This is a genomic window from Pseudoflavonifractor phocaeensis (genome assembly GCF_021531375.1).
Classification (GTDB): domain Bacteria; phylum Bacillota; class Clostridia; order Oscillospirales; family Oscillospiraceae; genus Lawsonibacter; species Lawsonibacter phocaeensis_B.
Genome location: NZ_JADYTU010000040.1, coordinates 1 through 17393, shown reverse-complemented (window position 1 = coordinate 17393; position 17393 = coordinate 1). Strand labels below are relative to the sequence as shown.

The 17393-nt window shown below is 62.8% G+C and carries 11 protein-coding genes; 5 read left to right on the top strand and 6 right to left on the bottom strand.

The window, feature by feature from the left end; translation table 11 throughout:
• On the top strand, window positions 1-2135 hold a 2135-nt coding region (locus I6E39_RS10305), incomplete at its 5' end, for a SpoIIE family protein phosphatase (protein ID WP_235381501.1).
• Between the two features lie 221 nt (window positions 2136-2356).
• A complete protein-coding gene (locus I6E39_RS10300) occupies window positions 2357-4729 on the top strand; it encodes an S-layer homology domain-containing protein (protein WP_235381500.1) in 2373 nt (790 codons plus the stop codon).
• A 117-nt stretch (window positions 4730-4846) separates the two neighbouring features.
• Here the strand turns inward: I6E39_RS10300 and I6E39_RS10295 are convergent, their stop codons facing one another.
• A complete protein-coding gene (locus I6E39_RS10295; protein ID WP_235381499.1) occupies window positions 4847-5275 on the bottom strand; it encodes a CBS domain-containing protein in 429 nt (142 codons plus the stop codon).
• A 164-nt stretch (window positions 5276-5439) separates the two neighbouring features.
• Here I6E39_RS10295 and I6E39_RS10290 point away from each other — a divergent pair, with 164 nt between their 5' ends.
• Window positions 5440-6210: a M23 family metallopeptidase gene (locus tag I6E39_RS10290; RefSeq protein WP_235381498.1), complete on the top strand. Its 771-nt coding sequence runs from the start codon at window positions 5440-5442 to the stop codon at window positions 6208-6210.
• Window positions 6211-6343: 133 nt separating this feature from the next.
• Here the strand turns inward: I6E39_RS10290 and I6E39_RS10285 are convergent, their stop codons facing one another.
• The 5 genes from I6E39_RS10285 to rpsT form a co-directional block, all read right to left on the bottom strand.
• Window positions 6344-7405 carry a flavodoxin family protein gene (locus tag I6E39_RS10285; RefSeq protein WP_235381497.1) on the bottom strand — a complete coding sequence of 354 codons (1062 nt, stop codon included), beginning with the start codon at window positions 7403-7405 and terminating at the stop codon, window positions 6344-6346.
• Window positions 7406-7690: 285 nt separating this feature from the next.
• Window positions 7691-8929, bottom strand: coding sequence for a Rossmann-fold NAD(P)-binding domain-containing protein (locus tag I6E39_RS10280; protein WP_235381496.1), 1239 nt, complete (start codon window positions 8927-8929; stop codon window positions 7691-7693).
• Between the two features lie 125 nt (window positions 8930-9054).
• On the bottom strand, window positions 9055-13845 hold the full coding sequence (locus I6E39_RS10275; RefSeq protein ID WP_235381495.1) for a nicotinate-nicotinamide nucleotide adenylyltransferase: 4791 nt from the start codon (window positions 13843-13845) through the stop codon (window positions 9055-9057).
• A 135-nt stretch (window positions 13846-13980) separates the two neighbouring features.
• On the bottom strand, window positions 13981-14847 hold the full coding sequence (locus I6E39_RS10270; protein WP_235381494.1) for a YihY/virulence factor BrkB family protein: 867 nt from the start codon (window positions 14845-14847) through the stop codon (window positions 13981-13983).
• Between the two features lie 119 nt (window positions 14848-14966).
• Entirely contained in the window at window positions 14967-15230 is a 264-nt protein-coding gene (gene rpsT / locus I6E39_RS10265) for a 30S ribosomal protein S20 (RefSeq protein WP_235381493.1), read from the bottom strand.
• A gap of 199 nt (window positions 15231-15429) precedes the next feature.
• Here rpsT and gpr point away from each other — a divergent pair, with 199 nt between their 5' ends.
• Window positions 15430-16320 carry a GPR endopeptidase gene (gene gpr / locus I6E39_RS10260; RefSeq protein WP_235381492.1) on the top strand — a complete coding sequence of 297 codons (891 nt, stop codon included), beginning with the start codon at window positions 15430-15432 and terminating at the stop codon, window positions 16318-16320.
• Between the two features lie 479 nt (window positions 16321-16799).
• Window positions 16800-17075 (top strand): translation initiation factor 2, encoded by a 276-nt coding sequence (locus I6E39_RS10255; protein ID WP_235381491.1) that lies wholly within the window; start codon window positions 16800-16802, stop codon window positions 17073-17075.
• Window positions 17076-17393: the final 318 nt, after the last annotated feature.

Genomic DNA, 17393 nt, shown 5'->3' with positions numbered 1-17393 from the left:
GCTCCGGGCTGTGCGGGGGAGGGGCTCTGCTGGGGGCCTGCTTCGGCTATCTGTGCCTGCTGGGCTTTGCCCAGGGCCTGCGGCACGCCTCGGCGTCCATCCTCACCTTCGCCGTGGCCTTTGCCTTTTACGACGTGAAGTTCTTCCGCCGGCCCTGGGTCATGCCCCTGGTCACCGGCGCCATCAACAGCTTCGCCGGGGCCATCGTCCTGTCCCGGACCGGGTGGCGGCCCACCGATGTGGTCCGGTTTCTGCTGGAGTTTCTGCTGACGACCCTCTCGGTCTGGTGCTACCGGGAGGTGCTGCTGCCCATGCGTACCCGGCGGGAGGACAGGCTGCTCACCCCCGCCCGCCGGGGCGGACTGCTGTTTCTGACGGCCACCCTGCTCATGGCCTTGACCCCCCTGTATGTCTATCGGGACATCTCCGGGGGCCGCTGCCTGGGAGTGCTGGCCGTCCTGGCCTCCGGATGGCAGGGCGGGGTGTCGGCGGGAGCCGTGGTGGGGGTGGCAATGGGAGCGGCCATGGACCTGACGGCGGGGGGACTGCCTCTCTACACCATGGCCTGCGCCCTGTCCGGACTGGCCGCCGGCCTGTGCCGGGGAAAGAGGCGGCTGACCGCCGCTCTGGCCTATGTGCTGGTCAACGGGGGGACGGTGCTGTGGGCCTGGGACCAGGACCTGTCCCTGTCCATCCTGTATGAGGTGTTTCTGGCCTCCGTTACCTTCCTCCTCCTTCCGGAACGCCCCCTGCGGCGGCTGGGGGTCTGGCTGGCTCCGGAGATGACGGGGCCGGCGGATCTGCGGGCCCAGATGCTGGTGCGGCAGAAGCTGGAGGCCACCGCACGGGCCTTTCGGACCCTGGGCGACTCCCTGCGGGACGCCTTCCGGCCGCCCCGGAACGACAACGACGTGGCCACCGTCTTTGACCGGGCGGCGGGACGGGTGTGCCGGAGCTGCTCCCTCCGGGGGCGGTGCTGGAAACAGGACTACACCGCTACCTTCAACGCCCTCAACGACGCCACTCCCGCCATGGTGGACCGGGGAAAGGCGGAGGCGGGGGACTTCCCCCGCCATTTTGCCGACCGCTGCCTCCATTTCCCCGCCTTTCTGTCGGCGGTGAACGAGGAGTATCTCGCCCTTTTGTACCGGCGGCAGTACAATGCCCGGGTGCGGGAGAGCCGCGCGGCGGTGTGCCGGCAGTACGCCCAGCTGTCGGAGCTGCTGGGGACGGCGGCGGCGGAGCTGAGCCGGGAACTGACCCCCGATCTGACGGGGGACCGGAGACTGCGCCAGCGGGTGGCGGAGCTGGGTCTGGAGGTGCGGACAGCGGTGTTCCGGGACGGCCGGGGGCTGCTCCGGGTGGAGGCAGAGGGCCCGGGCTGCGCCGCCCTGGCCCGGCCCAGCAGGGTGGCCGACCTGTCCCTGCTGCTGGGCGCTCCCCTGCGGGTGGAGCGGGAGGGGGAGGGAGGCATTGCCCTGATCCAGCAGGAGCCTTTGATGGCGGTGGCCGGCGTGGCTGCCCGGAAAAAGAGCGGGGAGACGGTGAGCGGCGACGCGGGCACCTACTTCAAACGGGCGGACGGCAAGCTGTACGTCCTGCTGTGCGACGGCATGGGCAGCGGCCCCGAGGCCAACCGGGAGAGCTCCCTGGCCGTGCGGCTGATGGAGCAGTTCCTCCGGGCCGGGGTACGGCCCCGGCAGGCGCTGACCACCCTCTCCTCTGCCCTGGCCCTCCGGGGGGAGGACACCGGAGGCTTTACCACTGTAGACTTGCTCCAGGTGGACCTGTTCACCGGGGAGGGAGAACTGTATAAGATGGGGGCCGCCCCTACCTATATAAAAAAGGGGGAGACGGTCCAGCGCCTCACCGGCGCCTCCCTGCCCGCCGGTCTGGCGGAGGGAGAGCCCGCCGCGCTGGACCAATTCCCTCTGCGGCTGAACCCGGGGGACACCGTGCTGATGGTCAGCGACGGGGTCTGCGGCTCCGGAGAGGACGGCTGGCTGCGGGAAAAGCTGGCCGGCTTCGACGGGGCCAGTCCCAAGGACCTGGCCCGGGAGCTCATTACCCAGACTCCCCAAGAGGCTACCGATGACCGTACCGCCCTGGTCATCCGCCTGGAAAAACGGGCTTAGGAGAGCGGCCGCCCCTTTATTACAGTTCTGTTACATCTCGCCCCGGCCAATTGACTTTCAAAAATCCATTTGATAGAATGACGGCAAAGGTTGAGGCAGACTGCGTCGTTTTCCGCGCCCTGGGGTCCCAGCGGCCCCGGACGTCCGAGATCACAAAGCCAGCCAGCGCCTTATATACGGCCCCGGCTCATGGGGCCAGAAATTTAAAGGAGGAATTCCGAATGAGAAACCTGAAGCGGGCTCTCAGTCTGGCTCTGGCCTCCGTCATGCTGCTCGGCATGATGGTCGTTGGCACCAGCGCTGCGGGCTACCCCGACGTGGATTCCAAGGACAACCTGGAAGCCATTGAAGTGCTCAAGATGGTCGGCATCATGACCGGCGACGAGAAGGGCAACTTCAACCCCGACAAGATGGTCACCCGTAACGAGATGGCCGTTGTCATGTGCAACCTGCTGGGTCTGAAGACCGGCGGTTCTCACCCCTTCACCGACGTGCCCGCCTGGGCCGCCCCCTATGTTGCCGCTTGCTATAACAACGGCATCATCGCCGGCGTCAGCGCCACCCAGTTCAACGGCGACGCCAACGTCACCGCTGTTCAGGCCGGTCTGATGGTCATGAAGGCTCTGGGCTACTTCGGCTACCAGGGCGAGTTCGGCGACAGCTGGAAGCTGGCTGTTGTCAAGCAGGCCGACAAGATCGCTCTGTATGACGGCATCAACGCCTACACCGATCAGGACATGACCCGTAACGACGTGGCTCAGCTGGTCCTGAACGCTCTGGAGTCCGACATCCGCGTCGTCACCGAGCAGGGCGGCATGACTGTTGACGGCAACGGCATCACCGTCAGCGTGAAGCCCACCTACAGCTATGCTTACGTTGCCAAGAAGGACGGCGACTACCGCGGCGCCAATGGCGACGAGTATCAGCAGCTGTGCGAGAAGCTGTACGGCACCAAGCTGAAGAAGGTCGCCGTCGACGGCGACGACTTCGGCCGTCCCGCTGACAAGTGGACCTACGGCACTGAGAGCGTTCTGGCTCCCAAGGCTGCCGACGCCACCTACACCGCTGAGGTCTCCGCTAAGACCATCTACGCTGATCTGGCTCTGACCGCTAAGGTCACCGCCACCACCTACACCAACGGCAAGGCCGACAGCGCCATCGGCACCATGGCTCTGTCCAAGAACGACAGCAAGACCAAGATCGGCGGCAACGGCGTTCTGGTTGAGGCTTTCAAGCACGAGGATAAGGCTGGCATCGTCTCCGTCGACATCGTCGTCATCAACACCTATGTTGGTGAGGTCAACAAGGTCGTCGCTGCCAAGGGCGATGACGAGGCTTATGTCAACGTGAGCGCCAAGAACGGCGGCGTCAGCGGCAAGTACGAGACCGAGGCCTTCGAGAAGGAAGACATCGTTCTCTACACCGTGGCTGATGGCACCATCAAGTCCCTGAAGCTGGCTGAGAAGGTCGAGGAGACCGAGATCACCAAGGTCACCGGCACCGACAGCTTCGTTGGCGACGGCGTCACCTACAAGTACAACAAGCTGGCTGCCAAGCTGACCAAGAGCGACGTGGACAGCATCCTGGACCTGTACCTGGATGAGTATGGCTACGTGATCTACACCGAGGTCTTCAAGGCTTCCAGCGACTACGCTTACGTTCTGGATGCTGGCTGGGATACCGGCCGTTACGGCGACGAGGCCTACTATGCCAAGCTGCTGCTGGCTGACGGCACCGTGGCCGAGGTCGAGGTCGACAAGGACACCCTGGGCGACACCTCTGCTGCCCGCCGCGCTGCCATTGCCGCCTTCGAGGAGGACATCGTGGAGTACTCCAAGGACTCCAAGGACCTGTACACCCTGAAGAGCCAGGCTGAGACCGCTGAGAAGACTGACGTGAAGGTCACCAACGGCGAGACCAAGATGACCATCGACGGTGAGACCGTGTACGCCAACGCCAAGACCCTGTTCCTGCTGCAGAAGGGCGAGGGCTCCAAGGCCACCTACACCGCTTACACTGGCTACGCCAACGTGCCCAGCCTGAAGGCTACCAACACTGCTGATGTGTCCGTGTACTGCAAGAGCGGCAACCTGGCCACTGTGGTCTTCATCAAGGACGCCTCTGTCAGCGAGTCCGCCAAGGACATCGTTTACATCCTGGCTACCAAGGATCCCACCGCTGTTAAGGACACCGACGCCGGCGTCTACTACACCTACAAGGCTGTTGTGAACGGCGAGATCACCACCATCGACGTGGACACTGCTGTCGCTGCCAACCTGACCAGCGGCAACGCCCTGTTCAGCGCCATGGTGTACGACGATTATAACATCGCCGACATCTCCGAGTGCGACGCTTACAGCAAGGATTCCAAGGACGACAACTATGTTGTTGAGGGCACTGTGAATGTTGCTGCCGAGGACGACGCCATCAAGGTCGGTTCCGTCTACTACGCCCTGTCCGCCGACGTGGAGGTCTATGAGGTTACCACCGGTGACAAGATTGAGTCCGCCACTCTGAGCGACGTGGAGAAGACCGCGACTGTCGAGTTGGTCATCAATGACGGCGAGGTCGTGACCATCTTCGTGATCAAGTAAGATAAGGTTTTACCTTACTTCTTCGGAGCCCCCGAATGGGGGCTCCGTCTTTTTATCGGAAGAAAAAGAAATAAGAGAGGCAGACCATGGTTGTTTTCCATGTGTCTGCCTTTTCTCCTATCGGATCACGATGTTTTCTGAAATCTCGCTGAGGGCCTGGGCGGCCTCCATGTCAAAACGGCGGCTCTTTGCCAGGTCCCCCAAAGAGATCATACCCACCACCTTACCGCCCTCCACCACGGGCAGCCGCCGGACTTGCTGGGCCGCCATGAGGCGTGTGGCCTCCCGACAGTCATCTCCAGGGGACACGGTGGCGCAATTCCGGGTCATGATGTCCCGGACCATGGTCTGTGCCGGGTCCTCCTCCGCCGCCACGCACCGCAGCACGATGTCCCGGTCGGTGATCATGCCCCGCAGCCGCTTGTCCTCGGAACACACCGGCAAGGCCCCTACGTTGTGCCGGCTGATGAGCCGGGCGGCCAGCGCCGCCGACGAGGTAGGCTCCACGGAGACCACGCTGGCGTTCATTAGATCCCGTACTTCCATAAATCATCCGCCTTTCCGGAAAGATTTGCTCTTTTAAAAGTGTGTCCGGGGAGGCGGAATTTTATTCTTGATAAAGGGTCGGGGAACCACAGGGGAAATTTTTGTGCGCCATGTATAACCTGCCTCCGGCTTGTCCACAATAGGAGCACGGAGGTGGTTTTTCCTTGAAGAACCGAAGCTTTGTTGAAAAACTTGGCGATTTCGTGCTGGGAAAGGGCTTTTACATAGTCCTGTTCCTGTGTGTCGCCACCATTGGAATTTCGGGCTATTATCTGATCCGTACCATGAATCCAAACCAGCAGGAGGCGGAGCCGACCGGGGGCGATACCTCGGTGGTGCTCCCCGACTCGGAGGCCAACGGTCCTGACCCGGTGGGTACCCTGACCCAAGACCCGGGGAAGGACACCCAAACCGCCGGCAAGGCCCAGGTCGAGACGCCTGCGCCTAAGGACGATCCCCAGCCGGTAAAGCAGCCGACCCAGACCGGGGAGCCGGAGAAGCAGGACGCCCAGAAGCCGGCGGCCATGGTGTTTACCTGGCCGGTAAAGGGCGAGGTCCTGCGTGACTTCAGCGTGGAGACCTTGGCGTTTGACCCCACTCTGGGGGACTGGCGGACCCACGGAGGGCTGGACATCGCCGCCGAGCAGGGCGTGAAGGTGCTGGCTATGGCGCCGGGTACCGTCACCCAGGTCTATGACGACGGCCTGATGGGCACCACGGTGATCCTGGACCACGGGGACGGGTTGACCACCCTCTACTGCAATCTGGCCGGTCAGCCCGCCGTGAAGGCGGGGGACGCGGTGGAGACCGGGACTATCTTAGGCGCGGTGGGGACCACCGCCATCGCTGAGAGCGGAGTAGACTCCCATCTCCATCTGGAGGCCTGGAAGAATGGGGAACCGGTGGACCCCATGGAGTATCTGCCCGCCAAGTAAAACGTAATGTAGAAGGAGCCCCCCGCTCAGGCGGGGGTTCCTTAGGAGACAGAGAAACTGTATGAGCAGTTTCTGACAAAAAAAGCAGGTGTGGTCCGATCGGACCGCACCTGCTTTTATATCAAATGCTTTCTTATGGGGCTAAAAGAGTGCTGCGGAGGTTGGCGGCGAACTGGTCCAGTCGGTCCTGAATACCGGGCAGGGTCAGGGCCTCGCCGGGGTCGTTGGCCGTCTCCGTCAGGGCAAAGCGGCCGGGGAGGTAGAAGGATTTGTTCATATTCAGGGCAGAGATAAGCTGACGGGCCACGATGTCCCCGCCGGAGTAGCCCGACACCACCAGGGCGAAGAGGGCCTTGTCATAAAACCGGGTTTGCCGGAACAGGGCGGTGAGCCGGTTGATGAAGGCGGTGAGATTGGCGGACAGGGCGTCGTTGTAGTTGGGGCACAGCATCACCAGCCCGGCACATCGGCGGACGGCGGGGTAGACCTCCTCCTGCATCAGCCCGCCATAGAAGCAGCCACCTTTTTCTCCAAAGTGGAGACACATGGTGTAGGGGCAGCCGGAACAGTCGGACAGGGTGCCGTTACGCAGGCCGATCTCGGTCACAGTGAAGCCGCCTCCCAGACGGGACCGGACCTGTTCCCACAGCCCCATGGTGTTGGAGGTGTGGTGGCTGGAGGCGTGGAGAACCAGCAGCTCCGGCTGTTCCTGCCGGGAAAAGGACTCCTCCTCCAGCCGCCGGACCAGGTCCCGGGCGGCGGAGCGGTAGGCCCCCATCAGGTCGGTGTTCAGATTCTTGGCCTGGATGCGGAAGTTGACCAGGGAGCCGGTGCCCTCCACCAGAGGACGGCCCAGGAAGGCGCAACCTGCCAGATTGGCGGCCAGCACCAGCTCGGAGGCGGCGGACTTGGTGTACAGAGGAGTGGCGCCGTCCACAATGAGACCGGCGGTGCAGCCCTCCAAAAGTTTTGGCCTGCGGCGCAGAAGGGAGAGCATTTTAACATACTCCAGATTGGTCCCGGTGTCTCCCAGAGGCAGGGCGAACAGGAGCTTTTGGCCCGCCAGACCTTCCAGCTCCTCGGCCCGGCGGAGGACCCGGACCTGCCGGCCTTCCAGAGCGTGCTTCAAAATGCCGTTCAGCCGCTGGTCAGCCCAGCCGACGTCAGGGATGGGATAAATTACAGTCAGGGACATCCAAGTCACCGTCTTCCTAAATGTGATAAATTTTAGTTTATGGATGTATTATGGGGCGTCGGGGACACCGCCCCATACGCACGGTTTACAATATGGTTTCGTAGGGGGCGGCCTCTGGACGCCCCGCCTGTAGGGCGGCCCCTTGGGGCCGCCGCCAAAATGGCAGCCGTCGGACGGCGGGGGACGATTCCCCCCGTCGGGGGGAAATGGCCGAAGGCCAAAAGGGGGAGGGATAAGCCCCCGTCCTACCAAGCCCTCACCCTACTTGAAACGATAAACTAAAATTTATAGTACTTCTTTCAAATGCTCCGCCGCGTCCCGGATGTGGCCGAACAGGGCGTCGGGGATGTGGGGCAGCACTTCGGTCTCGATACCAGCAGGGGTGTAGCGGTTCTTCACACCCATATAGATACCGTCCAGAAATACCGAACCGCAGTGCCACTCCCCCCGGAGGGTGAGCAGCAGGGACAGGGCCCCGGAGGACAGGGCGGGGGCCACATAGGGCTTAAAGCCGATCTCACGCATCTTCAAATTGGCGGTGACGGTGAGTTGGGTCAGCTCCTGGGACAGAGCGTCGTCATAATGCTCGATGGAGTTGGCAATGGTCAGCCCGGTGCCGTGGGGACCAAAAGACCGCCCCTCGGTGAGGAAGGAGGCAAAGCGGGCGTCCCGTTTGGCGTAGTAGGCCGCCCGGGCGTTCATCACCCCCAGGCCGAACCCCTGGACCTGCTCGGGCCGCAGGCCCTGGCCGTCCCAGACCCCGTTCTCGTCCCGGTTGCTCTCCAAATAGGCGGTCTTGGCCAGCGGGTCCACCGGGTCGGACACGGCGCACCACAGGCCCTGGAAATGGGACGCCCGGGCCATCTTGGCGTAGTGTTTCACGATCTTGGCGTTGTTTTCAAACTGGTACATCCGCACGTCCTTCACCCCGGAGCCCACGGGGGGGATGCCCTTGGAGGCTACGAAGACGAACATATCGCAGTCGAAAAGCCGCTCGGGGGGGATGACCTCCACCTCGGGCATGGCGTCGTACTGCCAGGGCAGGGCGATCTGGCCCATCTCAAACTCCCACCGGGCAGTGATCTGGTCGCTGAGGTCGCAGATGCCGATGGAGTCGATGACGTCGCCGCCCAGCAGCTTTAGGCCGGTGAGGAGGGTGGAGCCCACGTCCCCGATGGCCAGCAAATTCACCCGCTTTTTGCCCCCCTTGGGGACGGCGGTGAGCAGGTCCTCCCAGCCGTGCCGGCCGGTGTTGACGGCGGTGAGGCGGCCTTCGGAGATGGCGGCGGCGGTGGCCTCGTCCACCTGGACCGGGGGCAGACGGGAGCCGTCCAGCACCTCCAGACCGTGGGAATTCAGCAGCTGGCCCGGACAGGTCACTTTGAAGGAGCCCCGGCCCAGCACCGGATCACCGTCTACGGGTGCAAAAAGCCGGCCTTCCGTGACGGGAGAAATCTCGGGACCAAAGCCATCCAGCGGGGCCAGAGAGACCAGATGGACGCCCTTGTGGCGGTAGTAGTACATAAAATCACCCTTTATCAGTTAGGAGTCAGAAATTGGAAGTCAGGAGCTTTGGCATTCGCCTTGGGCGAATCATTGGAGGCGGCACAGCAACGTGTAGCTCCTATCTCCTGCCTGCCAAAACGAGATCATTGATTTTGCCGCAAGAGCTGCTCCAGGTCGTTTTCCAGATAGACAGAAGCGGCCAAATTGGGGTCGTAGCGCAGGCAGGTGCCCTTGTCGGGGCACAGGGGCAGGATGACCGCCTCAGGCAGACGAGACAGGGTCAGGTTCCTGCCGTAGAGGACCCGGTACTCCTGCTCCAGGGTGCGCATCACGTCCAGAGCCGCCTCCAGACAGGTGCGGGACAGCTGGAACACCGCCTCCCGTCCGCACTCTCCCTGGTAGGCAGGGACGGCGTAGGGCAGGATATGGTTGATGCCGGGCAACAGGCCGGGGACCGGGGAGGTGGGCCGCCGGACCGTATTGCCGCCGATGAAGGGGTAGAGGGTGGACTCCACGAACCACTGGCGCAGCCGGGGCAGGAAGTAGACGCTGTCCACCGGCCGGTCCCAGGACCGCATCAGATCCTTGCCATAGCCGGACAGCACGCCCACCAGCACCATGCGGATGGGGACATCCTCCTGGCGGAGGATGGGGTCCAAAAAGCGCAGGCGGAAGCCGGGGTGCATCAGATCGTCCACCAGGATCACCGGGCGGTTGAAGGATTTGATGGTGCGGATCTGGCTGGGGATGGGGGCGTAGTAGGGGAAGGCCTCCAGAGTGCTCTCCGAGAGGTCGGGGGTAAAGACCTTGTCGGTGTGAAGGGTCTTGGTCACCGTGTTGGGGACGATCTTGCCCCGGAGCATCTTGCCGAAGGGGACGCACATGTTCTCGCCCAGGACCCGGGGAACGGTGGGGGTGGAGGACACGTTGTTATAGGCGGTGATCTTCTCCAGTAGCCGGTGGTGGATGATGTCGGCGGACAGGGTGAGAACCAGGGAGCCGGGGTAGAGGCCGGACAGGGCGTACTGGAGCTGCTCGTGGCCCCGGCGAATGGCAGACAGCACCCGGGGGTTGCGGCACAGGGGCTCCTGAACCGTGGTCTCCAGATTCTGAATGAGCACCGTGGGGGCGTGCATATCCACCTCCCGGATGGGGGCGTCCCCCTCCCGGGCGACAAAGCCCATTCGGGCCAGGTTGTCCTCCTGCCAGGGGACCAGATGGCCGTCGTGGGGGTGGAATACGGCGTAGACGTACTCCTCCTCCAGAGCCCGGGCGATCAGCTCGCACAGCAGCAGCTGGCTGTAATCCTTGTGCTTGTCGGAAATATCGGCGGACAGGGCGGTGACCAGCAGCACATTGCCCGCCGAGCGCAGACGGATGCGGTTGGCCAGCTCATTGTCCCCCAGAGCGCCGAAGAGCTGGGAGGCGGACAGGAGCCGGTAGCTGACAAAGCCCAGCAGGCACCGGTCGGAGGTGCGGTGGAGAAGCAGAAGGCGGTCCCCGTGGCGGGCGATGGCGGCCAGGACCGGCTCCAGCTCCGGCTGCTTTTCGATGAGCTGAGCCAGAAGGTCGGGGGCGGGGGCGTCCTCCCACTGGAAGGCCAGGTCCCCGGCGTAGAGCAGGGGCTTGTCCTGAGTGTCCCGGAGGTACAGGCCGTTCTGATAGATGAACTCCTGGATCACCGGGTCGATAAAGTTGGAGATATCCCGGTTCAGGTCCACGTTTTCCCGGATACGGGTGGAGCTGATGTCCTCCAGGTGGGGGGGCAGCTGGAGCTGGATGACCTCGCCGGTGATGGGCAGAGGCTTGGGCAGCTCGCGTTCCCCTGCCCGGCGGAAGATGACGTGGTTCATCTGGTGGATGGAGAAGGGCTGGGGCGGCGCCTTGTAGGAGGAGGCGTTGGCCACCACGTCGCTGCCCGCTACAATATATACCGTCTGGCCGGGGAACAGGTCCAGCAGCCGCTTCAGATCGTCGGGGTTGGCGATATTCACCGGGATGTCATCGGGGAACAGGTGGACGTGGAAATCCCCGGCCACCGACAGGTTGACGATCTGCCGGCGGATCAGATGGGGCTGGGCCTTCTTGGACCAGGAGAACTCGTCCACGGCCAGATAGACTTCGAAGCCCAGATCCCGGATGGCGTGAACAATGCCCTTGTGGGAGAGGGTAAAGGGGTCGAAGGTGCCCGGGAAGAAGGCAATCTTCCGGGGCTTTTCAAAGGTGAAGGGCCCGTGGTCCAGCCGGCGCAGGGCGATGAACCGGTTGATGTGGGCCAGGGCGGCGGCCCGGTAGAAGAAGGTCAGGCCGTCCTGGCGGGGGGCCTCCTGAATGAGGAAGAGCAGCTTGCGGTAGCTCAGTGCGAACAGGCGGCCTTTTTCCTCCATGCTGAGAACGGGGGACTCGAAGAGCAGCTTGCCGATGACCAGCAGGGCCTCCTGACGGACGGCTTCCCGGTAGTGGGCCAGCCCCTGGAGAAGAAGGCCCAGCAGCACCTGCCGGCGGTTCTCATAGGAGGCGGCCGACTCGGGGAACCGGTCCCGGTAGGCGGGGTAGTGCTGGAGCAGCACCCCCACGGTGTTCAGCGCGCCGGAGACGGCGGAGTCGTTGGGGGAGCCCAGCAGGGACTTGAGCCACAGTACCTGCTCGTCCAGCTCGCTGGGATAGAGGTACAGGGCGGCCTGGCCCAGGTACTGGGGAATGTACTTGGAGATCTCGTACTGCCCCATCTCCAGCCCCTTGCCCAGCTCTACCACCACCTCGTTGCGCTGGTCCCGGCGCAGGACGGACAGGGTACGGACCAGAGCCTGTCCGGCGGAGTGCCGGACCACCACCCGCTCGGATACCTTGACCAGGTTGGAGAAGTGGGTGGCAATGTGAAGGGTGTGGGTCTTCAAGCCGTACTCCACCTGGTCCCACAGCAGCTCTACGCCGGCCACCTTCACCACCCAGGGGGTGGCGATCTTTAGGTTGTCCAGAAAGACCTCGCTGGTGATGTCCATGTGGTACAAGGTCTGCTCCAGAGCGGACACATCCTCGCCGGCCCGGCGGAGAAGCTTGCACTTCAGGAAGATGCTGGTCAGCTGGCGGCTGTGTACCTGATGGGCGATCTGGGCGATGCGGCGCATCAGGGGGTGGTCCTGGGTGAGGGAGCGCTCCGCCTCCCGGAGGAACTCCAGGGCGGCGGTGGACAGGCGCAGCTCGTCAGAGACGGCGAAGTAGGCGGCAAACTCAATAAGCTGCCTGCGGACCTCCTCCCCGTAATACTGGGAGGGCAGGTACCGGATGGCGTCCAGCAGGGTAAAGGCGGTGTCGGAGGAGAGCTCCTCCGGCTTTTCATAGTATTTCAGCAGGGCGCCCAGGAACCGGGGGATATCACCGGGACGGGCGTGGGTCAGCATGGAGCCCACCACCAGCTTCAGCGTGTAGCTGATGTGGGAGCGCTGCTGGGGCGTGGTCTTGTGGTCGGGGAAGATGATCATGTCCAGGTACTGTTCCCAGAGGGTAAAGGGGACCTCCTCCGCCGGGTCGCTCTGAGCGTCAGCGGGGACCTCCTTCCGGTACACCAGATGGAAGCGGGCAATGAGTTGGCCGATCAGACCGCCGGCCTGACGGCGGATGTCGCCCTCGCGGTGGACCAGCAGCTCGTAGAGGAAGGAGAGCGCCTGGGTTTTTTGCCGCACGGACAGATAGGTGAAGTATTCCTCAAAGACGTTGAGGTAGGCCCGCAGCTGCTGCCAGCTCTTGGCGGACCGGGCTGCCTCAATGATGTTGCCGAACTTCTGCTCGTTGGACAGCATGTGCATCAGCCGGATGTTGTGCTCCACAGACAACAGGATCAGACTGTTCAGCGTCTCCTCGGGGTCCATCAGAGCGGCGTCCTTGGGCGGCGCGGGGGGCTGGGGGCGGCCGGTCAGATCCACATCCACGCCCAGACGGCGCATGTAGTCCTCGAAGTCGTGGAGCTTTCCGTAGACGAATTCATACCGGCGGCGCTTTGCCCGGTCCACATTGTCCAGCTTGGACAGGATGACCTGGAAGGACTCCTCCAGAGGGTAGAGGACCGTGATCTCGTTGCCCTCCGCGTCCCGGGACTGCTTGGAACGGAAGTCGGCGTAAATGAGCAGCAGGGATTCCACCGACAGGGATTCCAGCTCCAGGTCCCAGGTGGAGTGGTTGGAGGCGATATGGCTGATGTTTTCCATCTTCCGGGCCAGCAGCCACTGGTCGGTGTAGTAATAGTGGAGGTAGGGTACCCGCTCCCCGGGCCGGCAGCCGAATTTGCCGAAGTCGTGGGCCGCGGCTGCGCCGGAGATGAGGGACAGGTCCACCTCCACCCCGGCCTGCTTCAGGCCCCGGGCGGCGGTCATGGCGATGTAGTGAACGCCGGAGATGTGGCTCAGGATGCGGAAGGGGGTAAATTCCAGACCCAGCCGCATGAGTTCATAGATATATTCCTCCCGCCAGGCGGTCATGAGGCGGCGGTACTCCTTGCCGTTGTCGCAGGCGGCGTACTCCTCCGGCGACAGGAACTGGAAGTCCAGCATGGGGTCGAAGGGAAGGGCGGCCCGCTCGTGGTCCAGCAGTACCTGAAGAACGGTGAGGTAAAATTTCGCGGCCTCGCCCCGGCGGTCAGGCTGAACAGCCCCGTTGTCGGGGAACATGAGGCGGCAGATGTACTGGTAACAGAAGGGACCCCAGCCCTGTTCCGGGGCGTCGGGGCACAGCCGGGCCATCAAAGGGGCGCACAGCTCCAGCACCCCGGCGCAGGTCAGCCGCTCCCGGATGGGGAACAGGGCGGACAGCCCCGCCTGCCAGTCGGGGTCCTTCAACAGGGCCAGCGCGGCCTTTCGGTTGGGGAGGGAGATCAGCCTCCGGGCAGCCAGGGCCTCGGCGATTTCGCGGTCGATCTGACGGATCAGCTTGTCGTGCATAGGGAAGCCACCTTTCCCGTGCCCGTTGGGCAAGGAGGATAATATTGTGGGGGTATATAGTAAAGTGTACCACATTTTTGTCCGGAAGAAAAGGGAAGAAGGGGCTCGGCGAAAGGCCTTTTAACGGGCTGGAAGTCAGTGGGAGGCCTGCCTGTGCCGGCGGACCCAGACCTGGCTGACCACCGCCCCCAGCAGCAGGATGTTGCCGCAGAAGTACAGCCAGACCAGCAGAATGATCAGGGAGGCCAGGGAGCCGTAAACCAGAGCGTACCGGGAGGACATGCCGATGAACCAGGAGAAGACCACCGAGCAGGCCACCATGGCCAAGGCGGTGAGGCAGGAGGAGATCAGGACGGTCCGGTTGGGCAGCAGCCGCCGGGGGACGCCGGCCCGGTAGATGACCAGGACCAGGATCAGCACGAAGCAGAACAGCAGCAGATAGCGCATCCACTGCCACAGAGGGGCCAGGGCGGCCAGGGGGAGCAGCTGGGCCAGCCGCAGGGGCAGGTGGGTCTCCAGCAGCCAGAAGAACCAGTCACCGGTAAAGATGACCACCACCGACAAATAGATGGTGAGCAGCAGCAGGGCGGACAGCAGCATGCTGACCAGAAACAGGCTCACCGGATGGCGGTCCTCCACCTCATAGAGCTGGTCCATGGTGAGAAACAACGTCCGCAGTCCCGCCGATGCGGACACCAGGATGGTGAACAGACTGGCCCACAGCAGACCGGGGGACTGGCTGCCGGCCACATAGGTGAGGTAGTCCGTCATGACGGAGAGGGCCCCGCCGGGTAGGACCTGGTCCAGCCCCGACAAAATCTGCTCCAGGTCCAGATGGAACAGGCCAATGAAGTAGTTGACGCACATAAGCAGGGGGAAGAGGGTGAGGATGAGAAAGTAGGACAGGGCGGCGGCGGACCGGGCCACTCCTGCCCGTCCGTAGGCGTCCGCCGCGTCCAGACAAAAGGAGACCGGCGGCAGAGACAGAAGTTTTTTTAACATGATGGGTTCTCTCCTTCCCTGTCGGGTGATTGAGAATAAACAAAAGTTCATCCAGGCAAACTGCCGGAAAAAACGAAAAAAGCCGTCTGATTTCCAGACGGCTTTCGACGTTGCAGACCTCAGGCCAGCTTGTTCAGCTTGATGGTCATGCTGCTCTTCTTGTTGGCAGCATTGTTCTTATGCAGCAGCCCCTTGGCAGCGGCCTGATCCACCGCCTTGACAGCCACCTTGTAAGCGACATCGGCCTCGCTGCGGTTGCCTTCCGCCACCGCGGCGTCAAACTTCTTGAGTTCGGTCTTCAGCGCGGACTTCGCGGCCTTGTTCTGAGCAGCTTTGGTCTGGGACACCAGCACACGCTTCTTGGCAGACTTGATATTCGGCAAACCAAACACCTCCTCCGATTTTCATCGTTAATTTAGACACAGTATGCCTGTGCAGATATGTATTTTACCATTGGTCTTCAGAAAAATCAACTGTTTTTTTCGATTTTTTCAAGAAATTTGGATAGATCACGAATAGCCGCAAAAAATAGGGAATATGGGGAAAAATTACACAAGATATAGGGGAAGGCGGGAACAAATTATGAAGATCAGAAGGACCGATTTGGCCATGGAGGCCCAGGAACTGTGGCGGGAGAGCGCCGGGGAGACCACCCGGCTGTCCGGGGTGGAGGCCCGGGACAGGGAGCGGGAGGGCATCCCGGTGACCACGGTGCGGATCCTGGACCGGGAGGGAGAACAGGCCCTGGGTAAACCACAGGGGACCTATGTGACCCTGACCCTGGAGGGGGTGGCGGGCCGGGCCGAGGGCGTCTTTGGCCGGGCCATCCGGGCGGTGGCGGGAGAGCTGTCCCAGCTGCTGGAGGGGGTAGACCCCCAGGGGTTGGTGCTGGTAGCGGGGCTGGGAAACCGGGCCATCACCCCCGATGCCATCGGCCCCAAAGTCCACGAGCAGATCTTCGTCACCCGACACCTGGTGGACCAGATGCCGGAGCACTTCGGCCACCTGCGGCCCGTGGCCTCTCTGGCGGCAGAGGTGCTGGGCACCACGGGGGTGGAGAGCGGCGAGGTGGTCCGGGCGGTGTGCGAAAAGCTCCGGCCCGCCTGTGTCATCGCGGTGGACGCCCTGGCCTCCCGGTCTCTGGAGCGGCTGTGCCGGACGGTGCAGCTTGCGGATACCGGGATCACCCCCGGCTCCGGGGTGGGGAATCATCGGGTGGCGCTGGACCGGGACAGCCTTGGGGTGCCCGTCCTGGCGCTGGGTGTGCCCACGGTAGTGGAGGGGTCCACCCTGGCCGCCGACCTGATGGGTGCGGATGAGCTGCCCGACCTGGGCGCGGGGCGGGATCTGCTGGTCACCCCCAAGGACATCGACAGCCAGGTGGCAGACCTAGCCAAGATCGTTGGCTACGGCATAAGCCTGGCCCTCCAGCCGGGAATGACGGTAGAGGATCTGGAACTGCTGCTGAGTTAAAAATTTTAGTTTATGGATGTATTATGGGGCGTCGGGGACGCCGCCCCCTACGCACGGTTTACAATATGGCTTCGTAGGGGGCGGCCTCTGGACGCCCCGCCCGTAGGGCAGCCCCTTGGGGCCGCCGCCAAAATGGCAGCCGTCGGACGGCGGGGGACGATTCCCCCCGTCGGGGGGAAATGGCCGAAGGCCAAAAGGGGGAGGGATAAGCCCCGCCCTACCAAGCCCTCACCCTACATGAAACGATAAACTAAAAGTTATCCCTTGATCCACTGCACCGCAAGAATGACCACAACATTGACCAAATACAGCACTGCCAGTTCGACCAACCTCCGCCGCTCCTCGTCCATGCCCGCCCCTCCTTTTGTCCGCGTGAAAATAGTGTACGGGCGTGACAAGGGGGAATATACCAGGGAAAATGGGGACAGACTAGGGGTAAATACTGGGAACGGCAACGTGCCTGAAAGGATGTGACATAAATGGTGAAGGGTATCACCCGCCAGGTGATTCTGGTCAAATCCCCCGACCCCAAGCTGTTTGAGGAGGCCATTTTTATCGTCAAGGAAGAGGCGCTGGCCCGGGAGGGGGTCAGTGCTGACCGTGTGCTGAAGGAGGCCCGCCAGGCTGCCGACGGCTACCTGAAGCAGGGCAAGGCCTGGAACCGGCGGCTGGAGCGGCTGCCCGGCCCCCTGTGGGGGGCGGCGGGGGCTGTGGCGGCCTCGTTGTGCTGGGCTGTCTGGCTTTTTTTGCTGTAACCTGCTCCAAGCGGGAGCATAGAATAGGGAAAGGGAACATCCGGGCCGGTGCAGTGACCGGATGCGGGAGTTTCGTTTGTCAATTTGATATTTTCCATTCCTCCTTATCTGGCGCTCCGGCGGTCTCCGCCGGGGCGCTTTTTGCGCGGACGGAGGGCTTTAAGGGAAACTTAATGAAATCCTCAGAATTCCTTTAGAGCAATCGCCTGGGCCGTATGATATGCTTTCATACAGCTTTGAGGACAATAAATTTTAGTTTATCGTTTCATGTAGGGTGAGGGCTTGGTAGGGCGGGGGCTTATCCCTCCCCCTTTTGGC